The sequence below is a fragment of the Aeromonas sp. R3-1 genome, assembly GCF_040908345.1.
In the GTDB taxonomy this organism is placed as follows: domain Bacteria; phylum Pseudomonadota; class Gammaproteobacteria; order Enterobacterales; family Aeromonadaceae; genus Aeromonas; species Aeromonas veronii.
Map to the genome: position 1 here is coordinate 1 of NZ_JBFODN010000172.1, position 2,002 is coordinate 2,002.

The window sequence follows — 2,002 nt, forward strand, 5'->3', positions numbered from 1 at the left end:
GATGCTGGAGCGTTACGGAAAAGGCGTAAATATCAAAGCATGTTTGCATGAGGCGCTGGGGCGCCCTATGCAACACGTAATTGGGACATAGCCTTAATTTGTCCCCACGGCCTTCATCAGTGAGTTTCCCTTCCTATACTCTCAGAGCAAAAAGCCTTGCCAGCCATTGACTTGGCGATGCTCCATACGACACTCAGCCATAGGGAAAGGACGCCCATACCATGGAACAGAACAAGCCCGCCTTTCAGCTCAACCTGCTGCTATCCGTCATCACCCTGACCCTGCTGTCACTGGTGTTTTTCGCCTACAGCTGGGCGGGTAAACAACTGGAAGAGAGTTATCGACAACAATATGTCTCTTACCTACTGGCCGATGAGCTGCGCCAATCCTCCGATGATCTGACCCGACTCGGGCGCACCTACGTCATCACCAAGGATCCAGCCTACGAGCAGCAGTACATGCGGATCCTGGCCATTCGCAACGGCGAGCAACCCAGGCCGGAAGGCTACAACCGTATCTACTGGGACTTTGTCGCCGCCAACGGCCAGAATCCCCGCCCCGACAGCAATGTTCGCCGTGGCCTGATCGACCTGATGAAGGATGCCGGTTTCACCGACGGCGAACTCGCCAAACTGAACGAGGCCAAAAACAACTCGGATGCCCTGGTCAACACCGAGGTCGCCGCCTTCAAGCTGGTGCAGCAGAGCGATGGCGATCCGGTTGCCAACCAGCAAAAAGCCATCGCCATGATGCATGACAAGGCCTATCACCAGAACAAGGGGCGCATCATGTCCCCCATCGATGACTTCTACGTGATGATGGAGCAGCGCAACCATGAGGCAGTCGAGAGCGCCATCGCCAATACCGACATGCTGCGCTATCTCTTTATCGCCCTCGGTCTGGTGTTGATGTTCTTCCTCTGGCGCACCTATCGCTCCCTGCTCGATCTGGTGGGCACCTCGGTCGAACAGCTCAAGACCGATCTTCATATGATGGCGGAAGGGGACTTCTCGCGCCCCATCAAGGTGCCGCCAGGATCGAAAGAGAGCCTGATCGGCCTGCTCGGCGGCATGCAGACCACCCTCAAGGGGATCATCGCCAAGGTCTCTCACTCCACCGAGGAGCTGTCCCACTCTGCCGACAGCATCGCCCAGATCGCCGAGCAGACCGCACAGTTTGCCACCGATCAGCAAACCAGCACCCAGACCATGGCAGCCGCCATCGAGGAGCTGGTGGTGAGCATCAGTCACCTCTCCGACAATGCCACCCATGCCGACGAGCTGAGCAAGGTCTCCGCCAATACCCTTGAGGAGGGTTCGGGGGTCATTAAAGAGACGCTTGGCAGCATCGAGAATATCTCCACCACTGTGGGGGATGCAGCCAGCACCATCTCCGAGCTCAACGGCCATACCCAGCAGATTTCGGAGATCATCGGGGTGATCCGCGGCATCGCCGATCAGACCAACCTGCTGGCCCTCAACGCGGCCATCGAGGCGGCGCGGGCCGGTGAACAGGGTCGCGGCTTTGCGGTGGTGGCCGACGAGGTGCGCAATCTGGCCAGCCGCTCGGCGGCCTCAACCCAGCAGATCACCGGGATGATCAGCAAGATCCAGAGCGGGGCCGATGCCTCCATCCGCAGCATGGAGAACACGGTCAACAACGTCTCCCGTGGGGTCACGCTGGCCAACCAGACCGGCGAGGCGATCGCCAGCATCCAGAGCCACGCCTCCAACCTCACCGGCCTGATGGGGGAGATCAGCCACACCCTGCGCGAGCAATCCACCGCCGCCAACGAAGTGGTCTCTACCGTCGGCAACATCACCTCCCTCTCCGAACAATCGGGGGATGCCGCCCGCCATGTGTCCCAAGAGGCGGCCAAGCTCAAGCAGCTGTCACGGGTACTGCGCCAGGAGATGGGACACTTCAAGCTTTAAAGAACGCTGAAAAGCAAAACGGCTGCCCGAAGGCAGCCGTTTTTTATTCGGGGTCATCTCCCGTCATT

The 2,002-nt window shown here is 59.2% G+C and carries 1 protein-coding gene; it reads left to right on the forward strand.

Annotation, left to right across the window (positions count from 1 at the left end; translation table 11 throughout):
- The first annotated feature begins 221 nt into the window (after nucleotides 1-221).
- A complete protein-coding gene (locus tag AB5Y85_RS10600) occupies nucleotides 222-1,934 on the forward strand; it encodes a methyl-accepting chemotaxis protein (protein WP_257688129.1) in 1,713 nt (570 codons plus the stop codon).
- Nucleotides 1,935-2,002 lie beyond the last annotated feature (68 nt).